29 protein-coding genes, 1 tRNA gene, 1 pseudogene and 1 riboswitch are annotated in these 25003 nt (G+C 54.9%); of the genes and pseudogenes, 14 read left to right on the top strand and 17 right to left on the bottom strand.

Going from position 1 to position 25003, the window contains the following annotated elements; genetic code table 11:
- Positions 1 to 2: 2 nt before the first annotated feature.
- The 7 genes from EBL_RS08365 (at position 3) to EBL_RS08335 (ending at position 6078) form a co-directional block, all read left to right on the top strand.
- On the top strand, positions 3 to 962 hold the full coding sequence (locus tag EBL_RS08365) for an ABC transporter substrate-binding protein (protein ID WP_232001944.1): 960 nt from the start codon (positions 3 to 5) through the stop codon (positions 960 to 962).
- A gap of 2 nt (positions 963 to 964) precedes the next feature.
- Positions 965 to 1714, top strand: a complete 750-nt coding sequence (locus EBL_RS08360; RefSeq protein WP_002445034.1) for a class I SAM-dependent methyltransferase — start codon at positions 965 to 967, stop codon at positions 1712 to 1714.
- A 2-nt stretch (positions 1715 to 1716) separates the two neighbouring features.
- Positions 1717 to 2733 carry a FecCD family ABC transporter permease gene (locus EBL_RS08355; RefSeq protein WP_002445031.1) on the top strand — a complete coding sequence of 339 codons (1017 nt, stop codon included), beginning with the start codon at positions 1717 to 1719 and terminating at the stop codon, positions 2731 to 2733.
- A 39-nt stretch (positions 2734 to 2772) separates the two neighbouring features.
- Positions 2773 to 2875, top strand: a riboswitch (TPP riboswitch).
- A 58-nt stretch (positions 2876 to 2933) separates the two neighbouring features.
- Entirely contained in the window at positions 2934 to 3626 is a 693-nt protein-coding gene (locus EBL_RS08350) for a TenA family protein (protein ID WP_002445029.1), read from the top strand.
- Positions 3623 to 4360, top strand: coding sequence for an ABC transporter ATP-binding protein (locus EBL_RS08345; protein WP_002445027.1), 738 nt, complete (start codon positions 3623 to 3625; stop codon positions 4358 to 4360). The genes EBL_RS08350 and EBL_RS08345 overlap by 4 nt, the downstream gene beginning before the upstream one ends.
- A complete protein-coding gene (locus EBL_RS08340; protein ID WP_002445025.1) occupies positions 4357 to 5112 on the top strand; it encodes an ABC transporter permease in 756 nt (251 codons plus the stop codon). Before EBL_RS08345 ends, EBL_RS08340 begins: the two co-directional genes overlap by 4 nt.
- Positions 5113 to 5145: 33 nt before the next feature.
- A complete protein-coding gene (locus tag EBL_RS08335) occupies positions 5146 to 6078 on the top strand; it encodes an ABC transporter substrate-binding protein (RefSeq protein ID WP_002445023.1) in 933 nt (310 codons plus the stop codon).
- A gap of 55 nt (positions 6079 to 6133) precedes the next feature.
- Here the strand turns inward: EBL_RS08335 and EBL_RS08330 are convergent.
- The 4 genes from EBL_RS08330 to EBL_RS08315 all read right to left on the bottom strand — a co-directional run bounded on the left by EBL_RS08330 (position 6134) and on the right by EBL_RS08315 (position 7742).
- Positions 6134 to 6207 (bottom strand) — tRNA-OTHER (locus tag EBL_RS08330).
- A 132-nt stretch (positions 6208 to 6339) separates the two neighbouring features.
- The gene (gene eco / locus EBL_RS08325) at positions 6340 to 6828 is read right to left on the bottom strand and encodes a serine protease inhibitor ecotin (protein WP_002445021.1); all 489 of its coding nucleotides are present in this window, start codon (positions 6826 to 6828) and stop codon (positions 6340 to 6342) included.
- A gap of 118 nt (positions 6829 to 6946) precedes the next feature.
- A complete protein-coding gene (locus EBL_RS08320) occupies positions 6947 to 7285 on the bottom strand; it encodes an LPS-assembly lipoprotein LptE (RefSeq protein ID WP_002445019.1) in 339 nt (112 codons plus the stop codon).
- Positions 7286 to 7346: 61 nt separating this feature from the next.
- Positions 7347 to 7742, bottom strand: coding sequence for a YidB family protein (locus tag EBL_RS08315; RefSeq protein WP_002445017.1), 396 nt, complete (start codon positions 7740 to 7742; stop codon positions 7347 to 7349).
- Positions 7743 to 8177: 435 nt separating this feature from the next.
- Between EBL_RS08315 and copC the strand changes: the two genes are divergently transcribed.
- The 5 genes from copC to EBL_RS08290 all read left to right on the top strand — a co-directional run bounded on the left by copC (position 8178) and on the right by EBL_RS08290 (position 11550).
- Complete coding sequence (gene copC, locus EBL_RS08310) at positions 8178 to 8558, top strand: copper homeostasis periplasmic binding protein CopC (protein WP_002445015.1); 381 nt, start codon at positions 8178 to 8180, stop codon at positions 8556 to 8558.
- A 6-nt stretch (positions 8559 to 8564) separates the two neighbouring features.
- A complete protein-coding gene (gene copD, locus EBL_RS08305; RefSeq protein ID WP_002445013.1) occupies positions 8565 to 9437 on the top strand; it encodes a copper homeostasis membrane protein CopD in 873 nt (290 codons plus the stop codon).
- A gap of 21 nt (positions 9438 to 9458) precedes the next feature.
- Positions 9459 to 9800 (top strand): YebY family protein, encoded by a 342-nt coding sequence (locus EBL_RS08300; RefSeq protein ID WP_002445011.1) that lies wholly within the window; start codon positions 9459 to 9461, stop codon positions 9798 to 9800.
- Positions 9801 to 10341: 541 nt separating this feature from the next.
- Positions 10342 to 10653 (top strand): hypothetical protein, encoded by a 312-nt coding sequence (locus EBL_RS08295; RefSeq protein ID WP_002445010.1) that lies wholly within the window; start codon positions 10342 to 10344, stop codon positions 10651 to 10653.
- 132 nt (positions 10654 to 10785) lie between these two features.
- Positions 10786 to 11550: a hypothetical protein gene (locus EBL_RS08290; RefSeq protein ID WP_002445008.1), complete on the top strand. Its 765-nt coding sequence runs from the start codon at positions 10786 to 10788 to the stop codon at positions 11548 to 11550.
- Between the two features lie 383 nt (positions 11551 to 11933).
- Here the strand turns inward: EBL_RS08290 and EBL_RS20760 are convergent, their stop codons facing one another.
- Entirely contained in the window at positions 11934 to 12146 is a 213-nt protein-coding gene (locus EBL_RS20760) for a hypothetical protein (protein ID WP_014715981.1), read from the bottom strand.
- 39 nt (positions 12147 to 12185) lie between these two features.
- On the opposite strand from EBL_RS20760, the gene EBL_RS08275 reads away from it, so the two are divergent.
- A protein-coding gene (locus EBL_RS08275; protein WP_126298237.1) for an IS3 family transposase occupies positions 12186 to 13273 on the top strand; the annotation gives its coding sequence in 2 pieces (ribosomal slippage) (positions 12186 to 12438 and positions 12438 to 13273; 1089 coding nt in all).
- On the opposite strand, the gene EBL_RS08270 is transcribed toward EBL_RS08275, so the two are convergent.
- From EBL_RS08270 to EBL_RS20940, 7 genes and pseudogenes are all read right to left on the bottom strand, one after another.
- Complete coding sequence (locus EBL_RS08270; RefSeq protein WP_014715980.1) at positions 13239 to 14702, bottom strand: VENN motif pre-toxin domain-containing protein; 1464 nt, start codon at positions 14700 to 14702, stop codon at positions 13239 to 13241. The two genes, EBL_RS08275 and EBL_RS08270, sit on opposite strands and share 35 nt — an antisense overlap.
- 129 nt (positions 14703 to 14831) lie before the next feature.
- The gene (locus EBL_RS08265; protein ID WP_002445629.1) at positions 14832 to 15107 is read right to left on the bottom strand and encodes a hypothetical protein; all 276 of its coding nucleotides are present in this window, start codon (positions 15105 to 15107) and stop codon (positions 14832 to 14834) included.
- Positions 15079 to 15741: a hypothetical protein gene (locus tag EBL_RS08260; RefSeq protein ID WP_002445627.1), complete on the bottom strand. Its 663-nt coding sequence runs from the start codon at positions 15739 to 15741 to the stop codon at positions 15079 to 15081. The genes EBL_RS08265 and EBL_RS08260 overlap by 29 nt, the downstream gene beginning before the upstream one ends.
- Positions 15742 to 15955: 214 nt before the next feature.
- The gene (locus EBL_RS08255; protein WP_002445625.1) at positions 15956 to 16198 is read right to left on the bottom strand and encodes a hypothetical protein; all 243 of its coding nucleotides are present in this window, start codon (positions 16196 to 16198) and stop codon (positions 15956 to 15958) included.
- Positions 16195 to 18117, bottom strand: a pseudogene (locus EBL_RS08250) (VENN motif pre-toxin domain-containing protein); the annotation flags it as partial. The gene EBL_RS08255 and the pseudogene EBL_RS08250, both read right to left, overlap by 4 nt.
- Positions 18118 to 18499: 382 nt before the next feature.
- A complete protein-coding gene (locus EBL_RS19830) occupies positions 18500 to 18811 on the bottom strand; it encodes a hypothetical protein (RefSeq protein ID WP_232001942.1) in 312 nt (103 codons plus the stop codon).
- Between the two features lie 238 nt (positions 18812 to 19049).
- Positions 19050 to 19211, bottom strand: a complete 162-nt coding sequence (locus tag EBL_RS20940) for a DUF6911 family protein (RefSeq protein WP_014715977.1) — start codon at positions 19209 to 19211, stop codon at positions 19050 to 19052.
- Between the two features lie 39 nt (positions 19212 to 19250).
- On the opposite strand from EBL_RS20940, the gene EBL_RS08240 reads away from it, so the two are divergent.
- Positions 19251 to 20338 (top strand): IS3 family transposase gene (locus EBL_RS08240; RefSeq protein ID WP_126298255.1). Its coding sequence is split into 2 segments (ribosomal slippage): positions 19251 to 19503 and positions 19503 to 20338, totalling 1089 coding nucleotides; the frame shifts between segments, so codons are not numbered across the junction.
- Here the strand turns inward: EBL_RS08240 and EBL_RS20540 are convergent.
- The 5 genes from EBL_RS20540 to EBL_RS08220 all read right to left on the bottom strand — a co-directional run bounded on the left by EBL_RS20540 (position 20304) and on the right by EBL_RS08220 (position 24905).
- On the bottom strand, positions 20304 to 20621 hold the full coding sequence (locus EBL_RS20540; protein ID WP_014715976.1) for a DUF6911 family protein: 318 nt from the start codon (positions 20619 to 20621) through the stop codon (positions 20304 to 20306). The genes EBL_RS08240 and EBL_RS20540 overlap by 35 nt on opposite strands.
- A 13-nt stretch (positions 20622 to 20634) precedes the next feature.
- A complete protein-coding gene (locus EBL_RS20935) occupies positions 20635 to 20799 on the bottom strand; it encodes a cytidine deaminase-like fold-containing protein (protein ID WP_420228062.1) in 165 nt (54 codons plus the stop codon).
- Positions 20800 to 21094: 295 nt separating this feature from the next.
- Entirely contained in the window at positions 21095 to 21922 is an 828-nt protein-coding gene (locus tag EBL_RS08235) for a VENN motif pre-toxin domain-containing protein (protein WP_415186321.1), read from the bottom strand.
- 186 nt (positions 21923 to 22108) lie between these two features.
- The gene (locus EBL_RS08230; protein ID WP_014715974.1) at positions 22109 to 24013 is read right to left on the bottom strand and encodes a VENN motif pre-toxin domain-containing protein; all 1905 of its coding nucleotides are present in this window, start codon (positions 24011 to 24013) and stop codon (positions 22109 to 22111) included.
- 382 nt (positions 24014 to 24395) lie between these two features.
- A complete protein-coding gene (locus tag EBL_RS08220) occupies positions 24396 to 24905 on the bottom strand; it encodes an adhesin (RefSeq protein ID WP_232001940.1) in 510 nt (169 codons plus the stop codon).
- Positions 24906 to 25003: the final 98 nt, after the last annotated feature.

Below are 25003 nucleotides of genomic sequence, written 5' to 3'. Positions count from 1 at the left end.
TGTTGACACTGTTTCTCTGCCTGGTGCTGCCCGTCACAGCGGGCAGCCAGCCGCTAACGCTGACCAACTGCGACCGCCCGTGGCACTTTACCCGCCCCCCGGTAAAGGTGCTGGTTTACACCCCTCCGGCGCTGGAAAACCTGCTGGCGCTCGATCTCGGTGCCAGCGTCATTGCCGTGGTGGGCGACCTGCCGGGCCGGGACACAGCCCCCTCGCCCTGGCAGCGGGCGGGGCAGCTGCCCGCCCGTTATGACGCAGCCCCCTGGTCTGCCGAAGCCATACTGGCCACCCGGCCGGATTTTATCTACTCCGCCAGTTACTACTGGTTTAACAGCCCGGAAACACCGGATCGGGCGCGCCTGGCCCGCTGGGGCATCGCCACCTGGCTTAGCGAAAACGCCTGCCAGGGGCAGCAGCGTAAACGCCAGCATCCCCTGCACTGGGAGGATCTGTTTGACGAGCTGCGCAACATTGCCGCTATCTATCACGTCACCCCCCGGGCGGAACGGCTGATCCGTACCCTGGAGAACAAGCTGGCGGCCCTGCGCCAGAGTGCCCGCTGCCTGCCCGCCCGGCGCCTGATGTGGTGGTATTCCGGCCTCAGCGTGCCTTATGTGGCGGGCAACACCGGCGCTCCGGCCCTGCTGACCCGCACCGTGGGCAGCACCAATATCTTCGCCGATGAGCCCCGGCTCTGGCCTGAAGTGTCCTGGGAGGTGGTCGCCGCCCGGGATCCCGACGTGCTGATACTCGGCGATCTGCGCCGGGGCACACCGGGAGACAGCGCCGCAGACAAAATCGCCTATCTGGAGCATAACCCGATCACCGCCACCATGCGGGCGGTGCGCCAGCGGCGCTATATCATTCTGCCCGGCTACGACCTGGATCCCTCCGCCCGCTCCCTGTATGCCCTGGAGCGGCTGATCACCCAACTTCACACCTTAACTACGGAGAATTTCTGATAATGACCTGTCCGGCCCACGAACTTCTGGCCCGCTGGGATACCCAGCAAAGTGCGTATATTGCCCACCGTGAGGCACGTTTTAATGTTGTGCTCGATACCCTGTCCCTCCTGTACGGGGATGATTTCCAGGTGCTGGATCTGGGCTGCGGGCCGGGCTCTTTCAGCCAGCGCCTGCTGAACCGCTTCCCCCAGGTACGAGTCACCGCCCTGGATCTCGACCCGCTATTGCTCGCCATTGCCCGGCAGGCGCTGGAGGGGCAACAAGACCGGATCCGCTTTATTCACGCCGATATGTCAGAGCCCGGCTGGGTCACCGCCCTGCCCGATACGCCCCGGGCGATCGTCTCCAGCACCGCCATCCACTGGCTGATGCCGGAGCAGCAGGCGGTCCTGTACCGGACGCTCCGGGAGCTACTGGCACCAGGCGGGATCCTGCTTAATGCGGATCACCAGCGCTTCAGCCCCCACCACCCGCAGCAAAAACAGCTGGCAGAAGCCCACGACAAGCTCACCCAACAGCAGGCCTTCGCCGCAGGTGCCCAGAGCTGGGACAGCTGGTTTGCCGATGCCAGCGCCTGCGAAACGCTACAGGCGCAGCTTCCCGAACGGGCGCGTCTGTTTGCCGGCCGCCCGGTGCCCCCCGCCACCACGGTAGGCTTTCAGCTGGCCCTGTTGCAGCAGGCCGGTTTTTTCGAAACCGGCACCCTGTGGCAATACCTTGACGACTACGTTATCGCGGGCTGGAAATAGCCTTGTCCCGGCGCGCCCCTCTGTTACTGGCCCTGCTGCTGAGCGCCCTGCTGCTGGTGGTGGTGCTTGCCATCGCAACCGGCCCGGTGACGTTCTCCCTGAGCCAGAGCGCCGGTGCACTGCTGGCGGGGCCCGGGGAGAGCCCCGACGGGGGCTCCCTGGCCCGGCGCATTATCTGGTCATTGCGCTTACCCCGTACCCTGCTGGCGGCCCTGACGGGGGCGGCGCTTGCCCTGTGCGGCACAGTGCTCCAGGCGCTGACCCGTAACGATCTGGCCGATCCCTGGGTGCTGGGGATCTCCTCCGGGGCCGGTGCCGGGGCGGTACTGGTAATTGCCGCAGGCTGGGGGGCGGGCTGGGCCGCTGTGCCGCTGGGGGCCTTTGGCGGCGCGGCGCTGGCATTTCTGCTGGTGCTGATCCTTGCCCGCGCCTCGCTGGCCGGGCAGTCTGGCCGCCTGGTGCTCACCGGGGTCGCCGTGACCCAGCTGCTTTCGGCCCTGACATCGCTTATCACCTTCTGGAAGACGGACGCCGACACCAGCCGTGGCGTGATGTTCTGGCTGCTGGGATCGTTTACCCGGGCAGACTGGCCCCAGGTGCTGCTGTGTGGCCTGGTGCTGGGGGGGATTTTCCTGCTGCTGCACCGGCTGGCCCCCACCCTGGATGTGCTGGCGGTCAGCCCGCTCACCGCCAGCACCGTGGGGGTGGATGTGGCGCGGATAACCCTGCTGATCTACAGCCTGACCACCCTGCTGACGGCCATTGTGGTCGCCTGTTGCGGTGCCATCGGTTTTATTGGCCTGACCGTGCCGCACATTGCCCGGATGCTCAGCGGCCGCCGCCACGGCAGCCTGTTGCCGGTGGCGATGCTGTGCGGCGCCATGGTCACCGTTCTGGCCGATACCCTGGCGCGCACGCTGTTTGCCCCCCGGGAGTTGCCGGTGGGGATCCTCACCGCCCTGCTGGGGGTGCCGGTCTTTTTACTGCTGGTTGCCCGCACCCGCCGGGGCGATAACTGAAAATAAAAAGTGTAAATGAAAATCAAATAACGTATAACAGGCGTCTCCGAGGGGTGCCCTGAAACGGGCTGAGATGGTGTAAACCGGACCCTTTGAACCTGATCTGGGTCATGCCAGCGAAGGGACGGTGGCAATGGCTTTTCAGGTTGTTGTCTGTTCATAGCGCCAGGCGCCCGGATCTCCACCATACCAGGAGATCTATGGATATTACGCAGTTTGAAACTGGCCTGTATGGTCAGTTGCGCCACGCGGCGGGTAGCCAGTGGCAGGAATATGTCAACCATCCGTTTGTCCGCCAGCTGGCTGCGGGCACACTGCCGCAAGCGGCCTTCCGCCAGTATCTGATCCAGGATTATCTGTTTTTGCTGCACTTTGCCCGGGCATACGGGCTGCTGGTCAGCAAGCTGCACACCCTGCCTGAAATGCGCTCGGCGACCGCCTCCCTTAATGCCATTATTGCGGAGCTGCCGTTGCATCTGGCCTACTGCGCGAGCTGGGGATTGCAGGAGTCCGACATTGCCGCCCAGCCGGAAGCCCCGGAAACCATGAACTACACCCGCTATGTTCTGGATACGGGCCACCGGGGCGATGCGCTCGACCTGCTGGCCGCCCTGCTGCCCTGTGTGGCCGGGTATGCGGAAATCGGCCTTGGGCTACTGAACAGCCCGGAAACCCGCCTCGACAACAACCCTTATGCCTCCTGGATCCTCAACTACGGCGACCCGCAATACCTGGCCGGGGTCCGCGCCGCCATGGCGTTACTGGAAACCACGGGCCAGCAGCGCGGTGCCCAAAGCCGGATGCCGGAGCTGAGCACCATTTTTACCACCGCCACCCGGCTGGAGTCTGCCTTCTGGCAAATGGGGCTTAACGCTGTGGACACCGCCCGATGACACGCCGTACCACGCCCCCCGGGATCCAGGTGCGGGACCTCAGCCTGCGCTTTGGTGATAACACCCTCTTTAGCGGGCTTAACTTTACTATCGAAGGGGGCCGTTTTGTCTCGCTGCTCGGGGTGAGCGGCACCGGCAAAACCAGCCTGTTGCAGATTATCGCCGGTTTACTGCCCCCCACGACCGGCAGTGTCAGCGGCAGCGACGGCCAGCCCCTGAGCGGGCGGATCGCCTGGATGGGGCAAAAAGATCTGCTCTATCCGTGGCTGACTATTGCCGAAAACGTGGCGCTCGGCGCCCGGCTACGCAAAGAGCCCACCGACCGCCCCTGGGTTGAGCACCTGCTGGAGCGCGTGGGCCTTGCCGACTACGCCCGGGCCATGCCCGCCACCCTCTCCGGCGGTATGCGCCAGCGGGCCGCCATTGCCCGGACCCTGTATGAACGCAAGCCCATCGTGCTGATGGATGAGCCGTTTTCCGCGCTGGACGCCCTGACCCGCAGCGCCATTCAGGAGCTGGCCGCGGAGCTGCTGGCCGACAACACGGTGCTGCTTATCACCCACGACACCATGGAAGCCTGCCGCCTGAGCCACCGGCTGCTGGTGCTCTCCCGCGGGCCTGGCGGCCTTGATGACAACCACCCGCTCACCGGTCAGCCCCCGCGCGCCCCCGATGACCCGCAACTTTTGCACGACCAGGCCCGGCTGTTGCTGCGGCTGACGGGGGCCCTATGACACCGACACTCACCCGCCTGGGGCGCGGCCTGACCGTCTTCGCCGGGCTGTTACTGTTCTGGTGGCTGCTGACCCTGAGCGGTATTCCCGCTTTTTTGTTGCCCACCCCGGGTGCCGTACTTCAGGCCCTGTGGCAGGGACGTGACTATCTGGCATGGCATGCACTGATCACCGCCAGTGAGATCCTCAGCGGCCTGGTCATCGGGGTGCTGTTTGGCGCCGCCCTGGCCCTGTGCATGATTTTCTCCCCCCGGCTACAGCGCTGGCTGATGCCCCTGGTGCTGACCAGCCAGGCCATACCGGTTTTCGCCCTCGCCCCGCTGCTGGTGCTGTGGTTCGGCTTTGGGATCAGCGCCAAGATAACCATGGCGGTCCTGGTGATTTTTTTCCCGATGGTTTCCGCCTTTTTCGACGGGCTGCGCCGGGTGAATAACGACTACCTCAACCTTGCCCGCACCATGGGGGCATCGCGCTGGGCGCTGCTGCGCCATGTGCGCCTGATGGCGGCGCTTCCGGCGTTTGGCTCTGGCCTGCGTATGGCGGCGGCGGTAGCGCCAATTGGCGCCATCATCGGCGAATGGGTGGGCTCCGCCGGGGGGCTCGGTTACCTGATGCTCAATGCCAATGCCCGGATGCAGACCGACGCCTGTTTCGCCGCGTTATTTATCCTGGTGCTGATGACCATTCTGCTGTGGACCACGGTCGATACCCTGGTCCGGCGGCTGATCACCTGGAAGCCGGAAACCGACTGACACTGTTACTGATAACGAACCAAGGAAAACATCATGCTGAAAAAATACCTGTGCGGCCTGTTACTGGGCATGGCGGCACTCTCCCGGGCCAGTGCCGCAGAGGATCTGACCCTGGTACTCGACTGGTACATTAACCCGGATCACGCCCCGATTATGGTGGCCGAACAAATCGGTGCCTTTAAACAGCAGGGGTTAAATGTGCGTATTATTCCGCCCTCCGATCCGGCGTTACCTGCGCGGCTGGTGGTGGCGAAACAGGCAGATCTCGCGATCACCTACCAGCCCCAGCTGCACTTTTTTGCCGACCAGGGGCTGCCGCTGGTGCGGGTGGGTACGCTTATCAGCTCCCCGCTCAATACCGTGATAACCCTCGATAAAGCGATAAAATCCCCGGCGGATCTCAAAGGGAAAAAGATTGGTTATTCGGTCAGCGGGATTGAGCAGGCAACCCTTGCCACCATGGCGCAAAACCAGCATATCCGGCCGGAGGAGATGACGTTAATCAACGTGAATTTTCAGCTTACCAGCGCCCTGCTGGCAGGCCAGGTGGATGCGGTGATCGGCGGCTACCGCAATATAGAAGCGCAGGAGCTGAAACTACAGGGTAAGGATCCCGTGGTGTTTAATGTGGAGGATTACGGCGTCCCGGCCTATGACGAGCTGATTATCGTCGCCAGCCGCGATACGATGTCCGCCCCGAAAATTCGCAAGTTTCTCACCGCCCTGAAGCAAGGTGGTGACTATCTGCGCGCGCACCCGCAGGAGACCTGGCAGGCTTTTGCCCGCGCCCATCCGGAGCTGAACACCCCACTGAATAAGCAGGCGTGGCAGGCGAGCATTCCGCTGTTCGCCACCGAGCCGGGTAAACTGGACAGCAACCGCTACCAGGCATATGAACAGTTTCTGTTCGCCAGCAAGCTGATTAAAAAAATCACCCCGGTGGAACAGTACGCAGTGGAGCTGTAACCGGCACACAGCACAAAAAAAACAGGCGCACCGGAGTGCGCCTGTTTTTTTAATTTGGACCGCCGACGAGGACTTCAACCCCGCACCTGTAGCATAAACTACTGCTCTTCCCTGATGAGCTACCGGCGGATATAGGGTTCACGCTGAAAGCACGTTTACCGCAGGGACGTATTATTCATATCCGGCGGCCAAATGCAAAATATATCCCGCCGGATAGTAAGGGAATTGTGAATATTGTGTGTCAGATCACACTACGCACGGTTACTTTTTCACTGCATCCTGAAGCGCTTCATCGGCGCGCCAGATGCGGTATTTCAGCTCAACATTTTCCGGGGTGTACACCACTACCGGCAGTTTGCTGTTATAGCGAATCAGCCCTTTACCGCCAGTATTGACCTGAACAAATTTGCGGGTGGTGGTTTTATCCGGGCAGGCCATCATGGTAGAGGCCGGTGAAGAGACTTTAGTTAACTGGTAGTAGGTATAGCCCCACCCCTGAAGATCTTTTTCTTCAAACTGGCCGCCCAGAATATGGCGGTTGCAGTCAACATCCAGCGTTTTGCCCGGCATCAGCTCCACTTTCAGCAGGGATTCGTCCGGCTGCTGGGGCAGATAAATCACCTGGCGTACCATCCCTTTTTCCGCTGCCGGGAATGGCGCAACTTTACTCAATGGCGCGTTCTGATCAACAGCCAGGGCTGAGGTGGACGCCAGTAACAGACCGCACAGGCTGGTGGTAATAGCTTTCATTCTGAGAACTCCGTGTAAGCAGATTAATTCTCTCTATGATCTTACAGCATCAGAATATAAGTCTAGAGATAATCGGTGACTGGCAACATTTTAAGAAGAAACTTAAGGGACCCGCCCGCTATTTACAGAAGGCGACACCATCCTCATAAACCACCGAGGTCACATGGGCCAGGCGCTCATAAAGGGAGAAATCACTGCCCTGGGACGAGGGACGGGCATCCAGCAGCACCCGGTAGCCACCCAGGGTGCCGGGAACCAGCACACTGCTGCCCGTGCCTGATGTGGTCAGCTCCGATTTAACACCGCTGCGTGCCCACTGCTCCTGCACACACTGGGCCAGCGCCGCCGGAGACTTAGGGCTACTGCCCTCCAGCACCGGCTCCTGGCCGCGCAGGTGAGACGCAGAGCCACATCCGGTCAGTAACATCAGCCCGATAACCGGTATCACTGGTTTCATTATTACCTCCCTTGCGTGTTGTTTGTCGTACACAACGGGCCCGTAACGGGCCCGTCGCGGGTTAACCTAAAAGTTTACCGGCCAGCATTTCGAGGCCGTTTTCCAGCAGGTTGCCGTGCTCCGGCACGCTGCCAGACGGAGACAGACCATCAACGATGCCCGGCAGTACCTGAGCCAGCATGGCGGAAGCCTGCTCTGGCGCAACCCCCATAGAGGAGGCCAGGCTTTCCAGTTCGCCATTACCTAACAGGCTGGATACCTGCTCACCGCTGATCGGGTGATTTTGCCCGTTGGCAATCCACGACTGGGCAATTTCCCCCAGCCCGCCCTGCTGAAATTTGGCAATCAGCGCCGCAATGCCGCCCTGAGAGTCAATCCAGGCAATAACGCCCTGCAGTAACCGGGCATTGCCCCCTTCCTGTTCGAGTATGCTGCCGATCTGATCAAGTAATCCCATGTTTTCCTCCACATCATTATGTCAATACAGCTACGCCCGGCACAGTAGTCCTGATAACGCCAGACGCAAACCAGACAACTCCTTAATTACGCGAAATAACGACAAAAACCTTGTGGGGAAAACCCCGGCCGGAAAGACGGGTGGCGGGCCTGGCGGGCAGCCGTGCGGTTTCCCGGGGGAGATCCTGGCCCGGCGGGCGTGATAACCGTGCCGCAACGCACTGATACTGTTATTTTTTCATCATCCGGGCGTTTTTCTGAAACCCTGTCCCATCGTTAAAAATTTAGAACAAATTACTAATGTCCCGGGCACCATTTGGTGCTATTAACCACCCACTGCTTTTCCGGCCGGCAAATTCCCCCCTGCCGGGTGTCGACGCCGCACAGCCTGCGGAGTTATCATTGTGTTAATGCGCAATCAAAAGGAATGGCGAATATGACAAGCAAGTTGTTAACGACAATAGCAACGTTTTTTACACTTCTCTTATCGGCCCTGATGTTCTCCTCCCCGGCTTTCGCCCATGCTCATCTGGTACAGCAGAGCCCCTCTGCGGATGCACAGTTAACTGCCGCCCCGCAGGAGATCCGGCTGACCTTTTCTGAAGGTATCGAGCCCGGTTTCAGCACTATCACGCTAAATGGCCCAGGGAAAACCCCGGTCAGCACCGGGCCGCTGCACAAGGTGGCGGATGACAACCGCTCTGTGGTGGTGACCCCCGCACAACCCCTGCCGCCGGGCAGTTATCAGGTTAACTGGCAGGTGGTCTCGGTTGATGGCCATAAAACCCACGGCAATTACCGCTTTACGCTCAAGTAACCGGTTATGCTGGCTGCCTGCTATGTGGTGCTGCGCTTTTGCCACTTTACGGCCCTGTTACTGATCCTGGGCTGCGCTATCTGTGGTGCGCTGCTGGCCCCGGGCGACTTTCGCCGGGTGATTATGCGCCGCCTGTCGCCGGTATGGTTACCGGCGGCAATGGTGTCGCTGGGTGCCGCCTTGCTGCTGTGGGCCGTGCAGGGGGGAATGATGGGCAACGGCTGGGCTGATGCCTTCTCCCCCGGGGTCTGGGGGCGGCTGCTGGACTCGCATTTTGGCAGTATCTGGCTGTGGCAGATTATTTTCGCCGCCGCCGTGTTAATGGCCGCGCTGATTAAACCCAGAGGGCTGAGCGCCCTGCTGCTCGTCCTCTGTACCGCACAGGTGGTGCTGCTGGGCAGCACCGGCCACGGGGCGCTGCATACGGGGCTCGCCGGGGTTATCAGCCAGCTCAGCCACGCGCTACATTTGCTGGCCGCAGGCTGGTGGGCCGGTGGCCTGATCCCGCTGCTGGTCTGTATGGCGCTGGCCCGCCGGGCGCGCTGGCAGCGGCCAGCCACCCTGGCCATGATGCGCTTTTCCCGCTACGGGCATCTGGCGGTGGCGCTGGTGATTATCAGCGGTGCTGTCAATATGCTGCTGATAACCGGGCTTCACTGGCCGGAGGGCTCGGCGTATCTCAGGGCGCTGTCCATTAAAGTGGGGCTGGTCTTTATGATGGCTATCCTGGCGCTGGTAAACCGCTATCTTCTGGTGCCGCGCTTTGAGCAGAGCGACACCGCACAGCGCTGGTTTATCACCTTTACCCGCGCTGAAATGTTACTCTCCCTGGCGGTCGTGGGGCTGGTCAGCCTGTTTGCCACCTGGGATCCGTTTTAATTGTTATATTCAGGACGAAAAATGAAGAAATTATGCGCCTCGTTATTGTTACTGTGCAGCTCTGCGGCGGCGCTGGCCGCACCGCAGATTATCACCGTCAGCCGCTTTGAGATAGGCAAGGATAAATGGGTATTTAACCGCGAAGAGGTGATGCTGACCTGCCGCCAGGATCAGGCACTGTACGTGATAAACCCCAGTACCCTGGTGCAGTATCCCCTGAACCCCGCTGCGCAAAAGCAGGTTGAGAGCGGCCAGACCCGGGCCCAGCCGATTGCGGTGATCCTCGCAACTGATCCCCGCGATCCGCAAAAGAAAATCAGCCTTGAGCCGTTTATTGAACGCGCCCGGGCGTTATGCCCCTAACCTGATGAACTGCATAAAAAAACCGTAATTCCCCTTAAGGGCGATTACGGTTTTTTTGTATTAATTACGGCATTTTTTCAGATTTTCTGACCCCGGCTGCGCCGCGGACTGGAAAAGCTGAAATGCTCATCTATTCTTAAATGGCAGGGCGACTTAGCCTGCATTAATGCCAACTTTTAGCGCACGGCTCTCTCCCAAGAGCCATTTCCCTGGACCGAATACAGGAATCGTATTCGGTCTTTTTTTGTCGTGATACCTGAGCACGCAGCCAGAATACCGGCGACACCTGGCAGCACGGATTTTATCGCCAGGTGCGACCAGTTATACCACCCCAAAATATAATTAACAAACGATTTACATTAAAACCTTGACTACTACTTTTCAGTGACAAATAACCTGCCCCGGAATCCGGCTTACCGCCCCGCCTGTGCGGATGGCCCAAATTATAAACATATGCAGCTGCAGCGGGCATTATTTCGGTTGACCTTGCTGTTTTATGCGCTTAATCTGAATAGGCATTCATTAAGCAAGGGTATTTATAATGGAACATAACTATCTTCTGGAAAACGAAAAGCCTGAGTTTGATACCAGGATCACCGCCTGGCTTAACAGCCAGTCAGACATCCCCTGGGGGAAAATCCCCTACCCGGTGGCCCTGTGCCATAACGGCAAGCTCTACCGCGAAGTGATTGCCCAGGGTCTGGGTGAGTATGTCAGCCTGACCGCATTTCTGAGGAGCATCGGGCTGGAAAATATGCTCTCGTCACGGGCCAGCCTGCACCAGTACGGGGCTGTGTTTGCCACGCCAGAGACATGCGCGGCATATAAAAATCCGCAAGCCCTGACCGTATAACCCCCCCACGCCGCGCCAGCCCTGCTGGCGCGCACCGTTTTTCATTTCTGGTTTTAGCGACTTTTGAGCTTTACCCGCCCCCGGCTCCCGGACTATGCTTAGCGCCTTTCAACAGTGCACCTGCGGGAGAGTATGGAAGATTTACAATTTGATGCCGGGTCAGGATTACAGATTCAGTACCGCTTTCAGAAGGCGCGTTTCGACTGTAAACATCTGCTTATTGTGATGTCCGGTTTTAACAGCCCGGACCCGACGGTGTACGACTTTACGACCACCCTGCACCATTGCCACTCGGCAATTTTATGGATAAAGGACGACTTTAACCGCCTGCCAGCCTATTACCTGTGCCAGGATCTGGACTTCAGTATTGAAGCGGGTGTCAGTGCCCTGATTAACCATATCATCGCCAGCGTCCGGCCGGAGCACACCGCCATTCTCGGTGCCTCGAAGGGCGGCTCGGCGGCACTGTGGTTTGCCCTTAAACACGATATTCGCCATATCATCGCCTGCGTTCCGCAGCTGCGTATCGGCAGTTATCTTGCCGGCAGCAAATGGCAGGAGATCGGCCGGGTGATGACCGGGAACCTGGATCGGCAGAATATCGCCCTGCTGGATGCACTGCTCCCGGATAAACTGGCCAAAGACGAGCGGCTGGAGCGCAATATTTATCTGTTCACCTCCCCGGAGGATACGCAGTTCAGTACCGATATTCAGCCCGCGTTGCCCCTGCTGGAGCGGTATCAGAACTTTAACCTGATAGAAACCCACTCCCGCTTTGTTAACCGCCACGAAGACGTTACCCGCTATAACGTGAACCTGGTGTTGGCCCTGATCTACCAGTTTGAAGACGGGATCACCCCCCGCTGGGGCTCGGTGCACAACGGTGCCCGCTGGTAGCCAGAGACAAAAAAGAAAGTGTTCAGAATTCTGTGTCATGTTAAAGGGCATCACCAACAGGGGATTATCCTGCCCCTGATACAGGGGGCAACTATACTGAGCTGGTGCATAAATTTTTTATTCAGGATTGGAGGGTGGAGATTTGCGGGCTTTACGCTCGTCCAATTTAGCGAAGAGCCACGTCCTGGAACCTGCAGCAAAACCAACAATCCCACTAATTACCAGTAAGTCAGTGACGTCTTTCTTGTTAAAGATAAGTTTCCCTTCATACCCTATCTTTATCAAACATTTAGCAACGAGTATAAAGATAAAAAATGCAATAAAATAATAAATAACACTTATTAAAAACATCTTTAAAGACGGCTTCCGCATTTTATTCACTATCATTTTTTCTTCCCGGCATCTTTCACTTCATTGCTAATAAACTCACCACCGACAGAGCCAAAGATATCGTTGATTTCACCAGAGAACGGACCATATTTCCCAAACGTACCACCAAACAATGCTCCCGCACCTGCACCTGTAAGAGCGGCTCCATCAGGTCCATCGGTAAATACAGCACCTCGGTAATCCCCCCGAAAAACCGGTGTGTTCATAAGTAGAATTTTCTCGTAATCTGAACCGGGGAGATCTCTATGAAAAAATCACGCTTTACCGACAGCCAGATCATGGCCATCCTCAAGCAGGCTGAGGCCGGAACGCCAGTTGCTGAACTGTGCCGCGAACATGGTATGAGCAATGCCAGTTTCTACAAGTGGCGTTCACGCTTTGGCGGAATGGATGCATCCATGATGGCCCGACTAAAAGAGCTGGAAGATGAAAACCGCCGCCTGAAAAAGATGTATGCCGAAGAACGGCTCAAAGCCGAAATTATTCAGGAGGCTATGGCAAAAAAGTGGTGAAGCCATCGCAGCGAAAGCAGATGGCACAGGACGCGGTCAGGCACCGAAGCGTCAGCATACGTTTTGCCTGCCAGTTGTTTGTTGTCAGCGAAAGTTGCTATCGCTATCAGCCTCAACTGAATGAAGAAAACACGGTTATTGCTGACTGGCTACTCCGTATCACCGACAGTCAGCGCAACTGGGGTTTTGGTCTGTGCTTTTTGTACCTGCGTAACGTAAAAGGCTTTAAGTTCAATCACAAAAGGGTATACCGGATTTATTGCGAGTTGTCGCTGAACAGGCGAATTAAACCGAAAAAACGACTGAAACGGGATAAGCCCGAGCCGCTGGCGGTGCCTGAAAGCCGCAATGAATGCTGGTCGATGGACTTCATGCACGATCAACTGTCGGATGGTCGTTCCGTCCGATTGCTGAATGTTATCGATGACTTTAATCGTGAAGCGCTGGCCATTGAGGTGGATTTTTCTCTTCCCGCAAATCGAGTGGTGAGGACACTCGAACAACTGATTGAGTGGAAAGGTAAACCAGCAGCAATACGATGTGATAATGGGCCAGAATATACCGGCAAGATACTGATGTCATGGGCTGTTCAGCAGAATATCACCCTGCGTTTTATTCAACCCGGAAAACCTCAGCAAAATGCATATATTGAGCGATATAACCGGACTGTACGTTATGACTGGCTGGGACAGCACCTGTTTACATCACTGGACGAATTGCAGGACTATGCCACACGCTGGCAATGGTTTTATAATCACGAGCGTCCGAATATGGCACTGAATGGCTTCACGCCAATGCAGCATATTCAACGCATGACCTGATTCTACTTATCGCCTCCGTTAAAAATGGGAGGATTACCCCTCCTATAGCTATTCCGGTGTTAGCCCATATACCACGTCCCGGAGCTAACATTCCTGTCGTAAATGATGTAGCACTCCCTAAATAATCCCATGATTTATTCTCATTACCGGGCTTATTCAAATCGTAGTATTGGTAGCCACCGTTTGCACTCAATGCCAGTATCCCACCACCAACAATTTTACCTACCGACGCAGCAGGCCCCAGATACCAGGCACCTGCAATCATTACGCCATCCTGATAACCTTCAACAATAGCTTTCGCAATATTCATCCCTTCTGGCAAATCACCTCTCGCCAGTTGCTCCAGCCCGGCCTGTTTTTGTTCCATTGTCAGATTATTGTCCTGCGCGTACTGGTTCCATGACGCTACCGCCTGACCGTAATTCATCATCCCGGATGGCAAGTGCAGGTTATTATTCTCCGCCGCATTCCTTCCTGCCGCTGCCCCTGCCAGGGCAGATACGCTGCCGCCTCCGGAAACGCCCCCAGCCAGGCCCGCCGCCAGCGTACCCAGCACGCTGACCGTCTGCCGCTCCGCTTCTGTCAGCTCACTGACCCCCCGGCCCGGATACAGCTGGCTCATCACCCACTGTGCCATCAGCTCCCCGCTGACCGCGCCGGTAGCCCCCGCCAGCGCCGGATTACCCGCCGCATACGCCGTTACCGCCCCCACCACCGCGTGCGCCATCGCCCGTGCGGCCTCGTCCGGTGCCAGCCGGTGGATTTGAGTGGCCAGATACGGTGCCCCGGCACCGGTCAGCGCCTGAGCCAGGTTCCCCCCTGCCAGCCCCTGTATCGCCGCCGTGGCTGCCTGTATACCCTGCTGGATAGCGCTGCCCGTACCGTATTTCTGCACCTCAGCTTTATAAATCGCCGTATCACGCAACTGCTCCGGCGTGTAGCCGGGATACTGCGCCTGCGCCGCTTTCAGCCCGTTGATCTCCCCCTGAGTCCGGGCGATATCTCCCGCCTGCACACCAGTCTCCGCCAGCAACTGCGCCTGCTGCAGCCGCCGCTGCTCTGCCGCGCCGTCAAAGATCCGGCCCGGCGACCGGTGAGCCCCGCTCACATCGCGGCTCAGCAGGTTAAGATCCTGCTGCTGCGCACCCGGATCCCGGATAAGTATCTGCCCCTCAGACACCGCCGCCTGCGTAGATGAACCGGCAGTGCCGTGATGGTTCACCCCGGCCAGCAGGGTACTGGCCATATTGCCCAGAAACAGCCCGCCCAGACTGCCGCCGGTACTGATACCGGTACTCTGCTGCTGCGCCGTAAATTCTGCACGGTTGCGCAGATCGCTGAACCCCAGCGTGCCGGTCTCCAGCCGGTTTTTATCTGCCGTGGCATCAGAGCCGATTACCGCCCCGTTCAGTTGCGTATGATTGCCCACCGTAATATCAAATCCCCCCTCATCGGCAAATAGACCGTCCTGCTTTTTTCATATTACTGCCAGTATTCCTAGCTAACTTCTGACTGGTGATTCCCCCAGTAAAAAATAAAAATACGACCGCTTATTACTTTATTTTCTGCTTCCTTTTCCCTCTTGCAGTCTGGCTTTCATCCAGAGCCCTACCCCTAGAATTAAACCAGCAACACCGCCTACTTTTATAGATTGAAAAATATCCCCAACCAGATCAAAGATAACCATCCCAGTTTTAAAAAAAATTACTAGCCTACCTAATAAGCAGCTTAAAAAAACGATAATCACAAAAAAAAATACACAGAGAATTTCTAATAAAAACAGTGTGCCAAAACCAACACCACGATTATTTTTTTGCAGATTTATCAGCTTCATCGAGTGCCTCTTTAACTGTATTCCCAACGGTTTCACTTGCTACCGAACCACCAATAGCGCTGATTACCTCTGTTGTACTTTCTTTGACTGAAGACCCGATAATTCCTGATATAGCTTTACCAGTCCCGCTACCCAGAACACTACCAAATCCTGTACCAATAACAGAGTTAGTCGGATCTTCTCCCTTGATTCTGCTTCCGATGGCAGCACCTCCTATATTTATAGCGGCTGATCCCCCAATGCCTTTTCCTGCTATCGCTGCTGCTGTCACGCCAGCCATAATCGCATCAACATAACTAAAGGGGTCTTTTCCTGTCAGTTGAACTCCTGTATTAACACCCACACCAATTGCTGCATTAGCCGCCATACCTTTTACAGTAAGTCCCAACACACTACTTCCGAACAGGACAGGCGCATCACCTATACTGGCGTTCGATTTATGGTAACCCCAGGTATTCAGAATGGTCTGTGCTTTTGCCATCGCACCTGAGTCCGGATTTCGTTTGATATAATCCTGACCCAGGAGCAACCCTTTCACCAGTTCCTGTGAGACAGCCGGACCATATTCCTTTTCCATTTCAGCCGCATAGACCCGCAGATAAGCGGCCAGTTCAGCACGTTCCGTACTGGTCATCTGTGAAGGGTCTTTGGTGAATTTGGATACCAGCGCATCACTACGCTTATCGGCATTTTCCAGCCTGATAAGCTCATTAGCTGTCGCTAATGACTTATCTCCGTTCTTAATTTTCTCAACAGCTCTGTCGAGTGTGTCGGATGACGTCGCGCCGAGTAAATTATTCTCCGCAACAACCCCAGCTCTGTGGATGCAATTTTATCCTATCTTCACTCTAAAATCCTTTTAGTTTAAATAGCCTGGCAATAACAAAAACAGCACCAGTGAAAGTACCAATCACACAACCAATTTTAATAATTTTAAGTATATCGGCCTTTGCCAAATCGAAAGATCCTGTTAGCATCCAAACTAAAACGTCTATAGACAAGGCTATACACAGGAAACTAACCACAATCCCCAGCATACAGGCGATAAATAGAATCAGCAGGTTTAATATTTTCTCATTGAAGGGTTTCATTTCAATTTATCCTCAATGATTGGTTCGAGTTTTTTCCCACCATACTCGGAAGAGAAAGACGCTCCTATGTCGCCAAAACTGCCAGGAATGTTACTGGGTGTTACTTCTTTTGATATACCAAAATCGCCTTTAATCTCAGTATACTTTTGCAAAGTCGGATTAAACTTCGGATCCCAACCACCTTTCCACCAGTTTGCCCCGGCATTAACTCCCCATGAGAGCCCTTTACCAATTCCATAGCCGATACCAGAACCAGCACCATTGATGAGCGCACCAGACAGTGGATCTTTGTCATCAATCCAGTTACCCAGTGCGCCACCTGCCGCATTCCAACCAACGGTACCCACCAGGCCATTGCCCATGCTGATAACATTTACCCAACCCGCTATCACTGCATTCGCCGGATCTATCGTGCCATCCGCCAGATAACTGATACCTGCATTCGCCCCAGCACCTAATCCCCACATAGCTTGAGCGCCACCCGGTAACAGGGCTACGCTACCTGTCGCTAATGCGGCTGCATAAGCTTTATTTTCAGCCTGCCCCCGCTTACAGGCTTCACCGGAAGGATTATCACTACAAGAGAGAACATCAGCACCATGCTCCCTGGCTTTTTCCGTCTGGAGCCATTCACTGCCACCCAGCAGGTTATTCTCAACCGCATTCCTTCCTGCCTCTGCCCCTGCCAGGGCAGATACGCTGCCGCCTCCGGAAACGCCTCCAGCCAGGCCCGCCGCCAGCGTACCCAGCACGCTGACCGTCTGCCGCTCCGTTTCTGTCAGCTCACTGCCCCCCCGGCCCGGATACAGCTGGCTCATCACCCACTGTGCCATCAGCTCCCCGCTGACCGCGCCGGTAGCCCCCGCCAGCGCCGGATTACCCGCCGCATACGCCGTTACCGCCCCCACCACCGCGTGCGCCATCGCCCGTGCGGCCTCGTCCGGTGCCAGCCGGTGGATTTGAGAAGCCAGATACGGTGCCCCCGCCCCGGTCAGCGCCTGAGCCAGGTTCCCCCCTGCCAGCCCCTGTATCGCTGCCGTGGCCGCCTGTATACCCTGCTGGATAGCGCTGCCCGTACCGTATTTCTGCACCTCAGCTTTATAAATCGCCGTATCACGCAACTGCTCCGGCGTGTAGCCGGGATACTGCGCCTGCGCCGCTTTCAGCCCGTTGATCTCCCCCTGAGTCCGGGCGATATCTCCGGCCTGCACACCAGTCTCCGCCAGCAACTGCGCCTGCTGCAGCCGCCGCTGCTCTGCCGCACCGTCAAAGATCCGGCCCGGCGACCGGTGAGCCCCGCTCACATCACGGCTCAGCAGGTTAAGATCCTGCTGCTGAGCCCCCGGATCCCGGATAAGTATCTGCCCCTCAGACACCGCCGCCTGCGTAGATGAACCGGCAGTGCCGTGATGGTTCACCCCGGCCAGCAGGGTACTGGCCATATTGCCCAGAAACAGCCCGCCCAGACTGCCGCCGGTACTGATACCGGCACTCTGCTGCTGCGCCGTAAATTCTGCACGGTTGCGCAGATCGCTGAACCCCAGCGTGCCGGTCTCCAGCCGGTTTTTATCTGCCGTGGCATCAGAGCCGATTACCGCCCCGTTCAGTTGCGTATGATTGCCCACCGTAATATCAAATCCCCCCTCACCGGCAAACAGACCGCTCTGCTGCTGCACGGCCTGATAGCGGCTGTGCAACCGGGTATTTGTTGCGCTGACACCGGCAGCGCCGCCCCCGGAAGACACACTGCCCCCGGCACTGTGGCTCTGCTGTCTGCTGTCATAACGCTCACTGTCCTGCTGGCTGGCAAGGGTGAGATCCCGCCCCACCACCAGATCACTGCCGTGAACCCGGACGGTATTTCCGACCATCAGGCTGACATCACCCGCGCTGCTGCCCATCACGCTGCCTTTTTTCATATTACTGTCCAGTATCCCGAGTGAGCTTCTGGCTCGCGGATCCCACGTTAATGGTTCGTTTTACAGGGTTTCTTATATAATCACTTATCCTTGAGGCAAAAATTCCGGCTCAGGGACCGGAATTTAATCTACTACTTCATCTTCCTATAATTCCGGTAATATAGTGACCAGCATCCACCGCCACCTATAAATCCACAGAATAGGCTAACCTGGAAAAGTTTCTTAAAATCATATGAGTATAAATTAAAACTCACTCCCTTAGTAAAATATAAATATACATCTACTAGCAATGACATTAATATTATTGTTGTAAAAACTGCAACAGCACTACCAATTATCATATATGCCAAAAGGGATAAAAGTTTTTTTTGTTCAGAAGATATCATTTTTTGTCTCCTGATTTATTACTTAAAAACTTACCCAATCGATCATTTGTATATTCTGTGGATGCCGAGCCTCCAATATTACCTATCGTGCCAGGCAATGGTTCTAACGACATAGGTTTGGATATACCCATCCCCAGATCAACCCACTCCCAATTCTTCCAGTTTGGGTTCAGAACTTTATCAAACTGCCCCTGAACTACCTTTCCAACTCCATAACCCAGCCCGGATGCCGCTCCACTCATTACACCACCTTTTAATAGGTCGTCTCCTTTCAGGTAACTGGAAGTGACTCCGCTGGCAGCATTCACGCCGATTGTCCTCCACAACCCCGTTCCTGCTGTCAATGCACCAGTCCAGTACCCCAGGATGACATCATTTAGACCAACCTTTCTGGTTATACTTTATGCCTAAGATTTTTGTGCTGTTAAGCGTTTTGGGGCCAGTCTACAGACGCTACCGCTCTGCCGTGCCACAAGGTCTATCGCGCCACCATCATATAATCAAACTATAGCACCACTTAGAATGCTGAAGTCTTGGATTTATATTTTAATTAAGAAGCTCCTTTGATACGTTACCAGTATAAAAAAACTCTTTTAAGATCTTTACAATAAGTTCACAGTCTTTTGTAAGTTGAGATTCTGGCCAGTAATCTCCAAGAATCATCACTCCTGTATCAGGGTAATCCCCCCGAAAAACCGGTGTGTTCATAGGTAGAATTTTCTCGTAATCTGAACCGGGGAGATCTCTATGAAAAAATCACGCTTTACCGACAGCCAGATCATGGCCATCCTCAAGCAGGCTGAGGCCGGAACGCCAGTTGCTGAACTGTGCCGCGAGCATGGTATGAGCAATGCCAGTTTCTACAAGTGGCGTTCACGCTTTGGCGGAATGGATGCATCCATGATGGCCCGACTAAAAGAGCTGGAAGATGAAAACCGCCGCCTGAAAAAGATGTATGCCGAAGAACGGCTCAAAGCCGAAATTATTCAGGAGGCTATGGCAAAAAAGTGGTGAAGCCATCGCAGCGAAAGCAGATGGCACAGGACGCGGTCAGGCACCGAAGCGTCAGCATACGTTTTGCCTGCCAGTTGTTTGTTGTCAGCGAAAGTTGCTATCGCTATCAGCCTCAACTGAATGAAGAAAACACGGTTATTGCTGACTGGCTACTCCGTATCACCGACAGTCAGCGCAACTGGGGTTTTGGTCTGTGCTTTTTGTACCTGCGTAACGTAAAAGGCTTTAAGTTCAATCACAAAAGGGTATACCGGATTTATTGCGAGTTGTCGCTGAACAGGCGAATTAAACCGAAAAAACGACTGAAACGGGATAAGCCCGAGCCGCTGGCGGTGCCTGAAAGCCGCAATGAATGCTGGTCGATGGACTTCATGCACGATCAACTGTCGGATGGTCGTTCCGTCCGATTGCTGAATGTTATCGATGACTTTAATCGTGAAGCGCTGGCCATTGAGGTAGATTTTTCTCTTCCCGCAAATCGTGTGGTGAGGACACTCGAACAACTGATTGAGTGGAAAGGTAAACCAGCAGCAATACGATGTGATAATGGGCCAGAATATACCGGCAAGATACTGATGTCATGGGCTGCTCAGCAGAATATCACCCTGCGTTTTATTCAACCCGGAAAACCTCAGCAAAATGCATATATTGAGCGATATAACCGGACTGTACGTTATGACTGGCTGGGACAGCACCTGTTTACATCACTGGACGAATTGCAGGACTATGCCACACGCTGGCAATGGTTTTATAATCACGAGCGTCCGAATATGGCACTGAATGGTTTCACGCCAATGCAGCATATTCAACGCATGACCTGATTCTACTTATCGCCTCCGTTAAAAATGGGGGGATTACCTCAGGTTTAGATGAATCCCAGTACGTTCTTACTTGGTATTCATCTTCGACAATTTCACCTAATGTTATCAAGTAATAACCATTCTCCGTTCTAACCTGAAGCATTTCAGCGCTATTATCACCACTGTTCAGTATATCAAGAGTAAGGGTTCCTTTTTTTCCCTGAATTTGTTTAAACTCATTTAATACCATATCCCAATGTGGGATCTGTTTATTACCATCTGTTTCGTCCAGTGTCCAACTCATTTTAAAATTCATTTTAATCCCTAACCTTGAGAGATTTCATGCCGGGCTGCCAGTAGAGGACTGATCCTGTAGCCTCTTCATAAATTGTTAAAGATTTTAGCCCCGCTTTAACCGCCGACTGCGTCGCCCCTTCCGCATGTCCTTTATTGCCCTCCCTCCAGCAGCGTGTTCGCCATATTCCCGGCGAAAGTAAAACCCCAGATCAATCAGCCATTTTTTGCACTATCTATTTCTGTTTTTTCTGTAGTGCTGATAATAAATCCACCAACATCCCAGGGCTATCAATGTTCCTGAGAAAGATGCGGCTTTGGTGTATTTCCATGTATCTTCCCAAACCAACTCAAATGGAATTTGATACGCAAGTAGGATATAGACTCTTATTAAAATATATAGAAATAAGAATGCTATAATCATTGCTACATTGCAGGCAACAAGCAAATAGAACAAAATCAGAGACCAAGGCTTTTCCCTCATTATTGATTACCTCCACTACTATTTACTGCTGCTTTACCAAGCTGATCATTGAGAATTTCTGTTGCCGCACTACCCAATACGTTTCCTGCCATACCGGGCATCGGATTAACTGGTAAAGGTTTAGATACCCCCATTCCCATATCCACCCATTCCCAGTTCTTCCAGTTAGGATTAAATACGTTATCCAAAGATCCCTGAAGAGCCTTACCGGCACCATAGCCGATTCCGGAAGCTACGCCGCTCATTACCCCGCCCTTCAACGGATCGTCTCCTTTCAGGTAACTGGAAGCGGCTCCGCTGACAGCATTCACGCCTATTGTCCCCCACAACCCCGTTCCCGCAGTAAATGCACCAGTCCAGTAACCCAGAATAACGTCATTTGGATTTACTTCACCGTTAATCAGCAGGCCCACACCTGCATTGGCTCCGGCACCTATCAGGCTGGTTGTTGCTGCCGCACCGGACAGTAGCGGCCATACCATCACGCTTCCCATCGCCGCCACAGCCATCTGGCAGGATACCGGTGTATTTCCACTACAGGCCTCTTTAATTGCGGCCTGCTGTTGTTCCTGCCATTTCTCCGCTGTACCCGGATTGGCTTTATTTGCGGCGGCTAATACGTTTGCCAGAGAGTTATTCTCCGCTGCATTCCTTCCTGCCTCTGCCCCTGCCAGGGCAGATACGCTGCCGCCTCCGGAAACGCCTCCGGCTCGATTAGGCATAAGGTTAAATCCCAGCCGGTTGGCTGGGATTTTTGTACTATCTATTTCTGTTTTTTCTGTATCGCTGATAATAGATCCACCAATAGCCAGAACCTGCAAGGCCACCACAAAATATACCGGCCTTAACTGATTTTATAAAAGCAATATTCGAGAGACTAAACGTTGCAGCGTAATATAAGGAATAAAATAATTCTGTTCCTATTTGTACGAGCATGAACCATAAAGGAAAAATCACCATTAATATCAAATTGAGATATAAGAAAATAAATAACCATCTAAACTTGTTATTTCTCATTTCTTACTCTCCGAATGGCCTTCAATCCATTTACTTGCCTGATCATTCGAGGCTTCAGTTGTGCCAGAACCAAAGATATTCCCCACAACTCCAGGCATCGGATTAACTGGTAAAGGTTTAGATACCCCCATTCCCATATCCACCCATTCCCAGTTCTTCCAGTTAGGATTAAATACGTTATCCAAAGATCCCTGAAGAGCCTTACCGGCACCATAGCCGATTCCGGAAGCTACACCGCTCATTGCCCCGCCCTTCAACGGATCGTCTCCTTTCAGGTAACTGGAAGCGGCTCCGCTGACAGCATTCACGCCGATTGTCCCCCACAACCCCGTTCCCGCAGTAAATGCACCAGTCCAGTAACCCAGAATAACGTCATTTGGATTTACTTCACCGTTAATCAGCAGGCCTACACCTGCATTGGCTCCGGCACCTATCAGGCTGGTTGTTGCTGCCGCGCCGGACAGTAGCGGCCATACCATCACGCTTCCCATCGCCGCCACAGCCATCTGGCAGGATACCGGTGTATTTCCACTACAGGCCTCCTTAATTGCGGCCTGCTGTTGTTCCTGCCATTTCTCCGCTGTACCCGGATTGGCTTTATTTGCGGCGGCTAATACGTTTGCCAGAGAGTTATTCTCCGCCGCATTCCTTCCTGCCTCTGCCCCTGCCAGGGCAGATACGCTACCGCCTCCGGAAACGCCTCCGGCCAGGCCCGCCGCCAGCGTACCCAGCACGCTGACCGTCTGCCGCTCCGTTTCTGTCAGCTCACTGACCCCCCGGCCCGGATACAGCTGGCTCATCACCCACTGTGCCATCAGCTCCCCGCTGACCGCGCCGGTAGCCCCCGCCAGCGCCGGATTACCTGCCGCATACGCCGTTACCGCCCCCACCACCGCATGCGCCATCGCCCGTGCGGCCTCGTCCGGTGCCAGCCGGTGGATTTGAGAAGCCAGATACGGTGCCCCCGCCCCGGTCAGCGCCTGAGCCAGGTTCCCCCCTGCCAGACCCTGTATCGCCGCTGTGGCCGCCTGTATACCCTGCTGGATAGCGCTGCCCGTACCGTATTTCTGCACCTCAGCTTTATAAATCGCCGTATCACGCAACTGCTCCGGCGTGTAGCCGGGATACTGCGCCTGCGCCGCTTTCAGCCCGTTGATCTCCCCCTGAGTCCGGGCGATATCTCCCGCCTGCACACCAGTCTCCGCCAGCAACTGCGCCTGCTGCAGCCGCCGCTGCTCTGCCGCGCCGTCAAAGATCCGGCCCGGCGACCGGTGAGCCCCGCTCACATCGCGGCTCAGCAGGTTAAGATCCTGCTGCTGCGCACCCGGATCCCGGATAAGTATCTGCCCCTCAGACACCGCCGCCTGCGTAGATGAACCGGCAGTGCCGTGATGGTTCACCCCGGCCAGCAGGGTACTGGCCATATTGCCCAGAAACAGCCCGCCCAGACTGCCGCCGGTACTGATACCGGTACTCTGCTGCTGCGCCGTAAATTCTGCACGGTTGCGCAGATCGCTGAACCCCAGCGTGCCGGTCTCCAGCCGGTTTTTATCTGCCGTGGCATCAGAGCCGATTACCGCCCCGTTCAGTTGCGTATGATTGCCCACCGTAATATCAAATCCCCCCTCACCGGCAAACAGACCGCTCTGCTGCTGCACGGCCTGATAACGGCTGTGCCGCCGGGTATTCGTTGCGCTGACACCGACAGCGCCGCCCCCGGAAGACACACTGCCCCCGGCACTGTGGCTCTGCTGTCTGCTGTCATAACGCTCACTGTCCTGCTGGCTGGCAAGGGTGAGATCCCGCCCCACCACCAGATCACTGCCGTGAACCCGGACGGTATTTCCGACCATCAGGCTGACATCACCCGCGCTGCTGCCCATCACGCTGCCTTTTTTCATATTACTGTCCAGTATCCCGAGTGAGCTTCTGGCTCGCGGATCCCACGTTAATGGTCCGTTTTACAGGGTTTCTTATATAATCACTTATCCTTGAGGCAAAAATTCCGGCCCAGGGACCGGAATTTAATCTACTACTTCATCTTCCTATAATTCCGGTAATATAGTGACCAGCATCCACCACCACCTATAAACCCACAGAATAGGCTAACCTGAAAAAGCTTCTTAAAATCATATAAGTATAAATTAAAACTCATTCCCATAGTGAAATATAAATATACATCTACTAGCAATGACATTAATATTATTGTTGTAAAAACTGCAACAGCACTACCAATTATCATATATGCCAAAAGGGATAAAAGTTTTTTTTGTTCAGAAGATATCATTTTTTGTCTCCTGATTTATTACTTAAAAACTTACCCAATCGATCATTTGTATATTCTGTGGATGCCGAGCCTCCAATATTACCTATCGTGCCAGGCAATGGTTCTAACGACATAGGTTTGGATATACCCATCCCCAGATCAACCCACTCCCAATTCTTCCAGTTTGAGTTCAGAACTTTATCAAACTGCCCCTGAACTACCTTTCCAACTCCATAACCCAGCCCGGATGCCGCTCCACTCATTACACCACCTTTTAATAGGTCGTCTCCTTTCAGGTAACTGGAAGTGACTCCGCTGGCAGCATTCACGCCGATTGTCCCCCATAACCCCGTTCCCGCAGTAAATGCACCAGTCCAGTAACCCAGAATAACGTCATTTGGATTTACTTCACCGTTAATCAGCAGGCCCACACCTGCATTGGCTCCGGCACCTATCAGGCTGGTTGTTGCTGCCGCGCCGGACAGTAGCGGCCATACCATCACGCTTCCCATCGCCGCCACAGCCATCTGGCAGGATATCGGTGTATTTCCACTACAGGCTTCTTTGATTGCTTCCTGCGTGCCGGATTTGTAATTCGCTATCGTACCGGGATTTTACTTATTTG

The sequence above is a fragment of the Shimwellia blattae DSM 4481 = NBRC 105725 genome (genome assembly GCF_000262305.1).
In the GTDB taxonomy this organism is placed as follows: domain Bacteria; phylum Pseudomonadota; class Gammaproteobacteria; order Enterobacterales; family Enterobacteriaceae; genus Shimwellia; species Shimwellia blattae.
This window is presented reverse-complemented; position numbering and strand designations above follow the sequence as displayed.

Coding starts and splice junctions, on each gene's coding strand:
- EBL_RS08360 (WP_002445034.1), top strand. CDS start 965: ATGACCTGTCCGGCCCACGAACTTCTGGCCCGCTGGGATACCCAGCAA.
- EBL_RS08350 (WP_002445029.1), top strand. CDS start 2,934: ATGGATATTACGCAGTTTGAAACTGGCCTGTATGGTCAGTTGCGCCAC.
- EBL_RS08345 (WP_002445027.1), top strand. CDS start 3,623: ATGACACGCCGTACCACGCCCCCCGGGATCCAGGTGCGGGACCTCAGC.
- EBL_RS08340 (WP_002445025.1), top strand. CDS start 4,357: ATGACACCGACACTCACCCGCCTGGGGCGCGGCCTGACCGTCTTCGCC.
- EBL_RS08335 (WP_002445023.1), top strand. CDS start 5,146: ATGCTGAAAAAATACCTGTGCGGCCTGTTACTGGGCATGGCGGCACTC.
- eco (WP_002445021.1), bottom strand. CDS start 6,828: ATGAAAGCTATTACCACCAGCCTGTGCGGTCTGTTACTGGCGTCCACC.
- EBL_RS08320 (WP_002445019.1), bottom strand. CDS start 7,285: ATGAAACCAGTGATACCGGTTATCGGGCTGATGTTACTGACCGGATGT.
- EBL_RS08315 (WP_002445017.1), bottom strand. CDS start 7,742: ATGGGATTACTTGATCAGATCGGCAGCATACTCGAACAGGAAGGGGGC.
- copC (WP_002445015.1), top strand. CDS start 8,178: ATGACAAGCAAGTTGTTAACGACAATAGCAACGTTTTTTACACTTCTC.
- copD (WP_002445013.1), top strand. CDS start 8,565: ATGCTGGCTGCCTGCTATGTGGTGCTGCGCTTTTGCCACTTTACGGCC.
- EBL_RS08300 (WP_002445011.1), top strand. CDS start 9,459: ATGAAGAAATTATGCGCCTCGTTATTGTTACTGTGCAGCTCTGCGGCG.
- EBL_RS08295 (WP_002445010.1), top strand. CDS start 10,342: ATGGAACATAACTATCTTCTGGAAAACGAAAAGCCTGAGTTTGATACC.
- EBL_RS08290 (WP_002445008.1), top strand. CDS start 10,786: ATGGAAGATTTACAATTTGATGCCGGGTCAGGATTACAGATTCAGTAC.
- EBL_RS20760 (WP_014715981.1), bottom strand. CDS start 12,146: ATGAACACACCGGTTTTTCGGGGGGATTACCGAGGTGCTGTATTTACC.
- EBL_RS08265 (WP_002445629.1), bottom strand. CDS start 15,107: ATGAAGCTGATAAATCTGCAAAAAAATAATCGTGGTGTTGGTTTTGGC.
- EBL_RS08260 (WP_002445627.1), bottom strand. CDS start 15,741: ATGACCAGTACGGAACGTGCTGAACTGGCCGCTTATCTGCGGGTCTAT.
- EBL_RS08255 (WP_002445625.1), bottom strand. CDS start 16,198: ATGAAACCCTTCAATGAGAAAATATTAAACCTGCTGATTCTATTTATC.
- EBL_RS20940 (WP_014715977.1), bottom strand. CDS start 19,211: ATGAACACACCGGTTTTTCGGGGGGATTACCCTGATACAGGAGTGATG.
- EBL_RS20540 (WP_014715976.1), bottom strand. CDS start 20,621: ATGAGTTGGACACTGGACGAAACAGATGGTAATAAACAGATCCCACAT.
- EBL_RS08230 (WP_014715974.1), bottom strand. CDS start 24,013: ATGAAAAAAGGCAGCGTGATGGGCAGCAGCGCGGGTGATGTCAGCCTG.
- EBL_RS08220 (WP_232001940.1), bottom strand. CDS start 24,905: ATGGCTGTGGCGGCGATGGGAAGCGTGATGGTATGGCCGCTACTGTCC.